Source organism: Bifidobacterium jacchi (genome assembly GCF_009078285.1).
GTDB classification, from domain to species: domain Bacteria; phylum Actinomycetota; class Actinomycetes; order Actinomycetales; family Bifidobacteriaceae; genus Bifidobacterium; species Bifidobacterium jacchi.
This window is the reverse complement of the sequence record NZ_RQSP01000096.1, coordinates 1-1,365: the sequence shown is the minus strand read 5'-3', so window position 1 is coordinate 1,365 and position 1,365 is coordinate 1. Positions and strand designations below refer to the sequence as shown.

1 protein-coding gene is annotated in these 1,365 nt (G+C 66.7%); it reads left to right on the top strand.

From position 1 onward, the window contains the following. Positions 1 to 49 precede the first annotated feature (49 nt). Complete coding sequence (locus EHS19_RS10460) at positions 50 to 1,348, top strand: integrase catalytic domain-containing protein (protein WP_241677224.1); 1,299 nt, start codon at positions 50 to 52, stop codon at positions 1,346 to 1,348. Positions 1,349 to 1,365: the final 17 nt, after the last annotated feature.

Genomic DNA, 1,365 nt, shown 5'->3' with positions numbered 1-1,365 from the left:
CGAACGGTACCGGTCCTGCTTGGCTTGTCGTATGGAAGGCAAGATCAGCATGGCGACGAAGCAGCAGGTCACCCTGAGATTCAGGGACGAGTACATGAAGGCATCGAAGAAGGGCAAGGGGCGCATCCTCGACGAGATGTGCTCCGTGCTGAAGATCGGCAGGAGCACCGCGAGGCGCAGGCTCGCAGAGGCCGGCAGGAAGCCGCGCGGACTGCCGGAAGGCAAGGTCGAGCGGCCGAAGCGGTATTCGGAGCAGTCACGCGAGCTGCTGGCACGGGTGTGGCTGATGATGGATATGCCGTGCGCGAAGTACCTCAAGGAGATGCTGCCTCTGTGGATGCCCATGCTGAGGGCCTGCGGCGAGCTCGCCGAGTACGACGGGTTCGCGTTCAACGAGTTGATGGCGATGAGCCCGGCCACGATGGACCGGTATCTCAGGAGGACGAGGGACGCGGCGCGTCCGAAGGGTCTGGCGGGCACGAGGCCCGCGGGCGAGCTGCTGCGCAACTCGATCGCGATCAGGAAGGCCGGCGACGAGCTGGACGGGCTGCCCGGCAACGTCGAGGCCGACACCGTCGCCCACTGCGGGCCGAGTCTGAAGGGCGAGTTCTGCCGCACCCTGACCGTGGTGGACATCGCCACCGGATGGACCGAGAACGCGTCGTGCCGGAACAACGCGTTCGCGAACTTCTCCAGGGCGGAGGCGCTGATCGAGTCCCGCCTGCCGTTCCGCATCCGCTCGTACGACTCGGACAACGGCAGCGAGTTCATCAACCGGGACCTGATCTCGTGGCTGCACGAGCGCGACATCGAGCAGACCAGAAGCCGCCCGTACAGGAAGAACGACCAGGCCACCGTCGAGTCCAGGAACAACCACGTCGTGCGCCGTCACGCGTTCTACTACAGGTACACCGTCGACGAGCTCGACCTGCTCAACGAGCTGTGGGAGCTGGTGCGCATCAAGACCAACCTGTTCACCCCGTCCAAGAAGCCGGTCGCGCGCGAGAGCACGCGGGACGGCCGGCCCCGCCGCGTCTACGACAGGCCGCGCACCCCGTGGGAGCGGCTCAAGGAGTTCGACGAGCGTGACAGGGCCGCGGGCGGCCCCGGCTTCATCCCCGACGACAAACGCGTGGAGATCGAGCACACGCTCGCGACCGTGAACCCCGCCGAGCTCGTCCGCCGCATCCACGACATCCAGAACCGGCTCGAGGACATGGCCGCGCCGCGCACCGCGCGGCTGGCCAGACGCGCGGGCCCGGACATGGCATACTTGAACAAGACGCTCGCCCGGATCGCGGGCGTCGAACCGGAAGACACAGAAACCCCACAAGCCGACAAGGACTAGGATTTCGCGCTCACCCC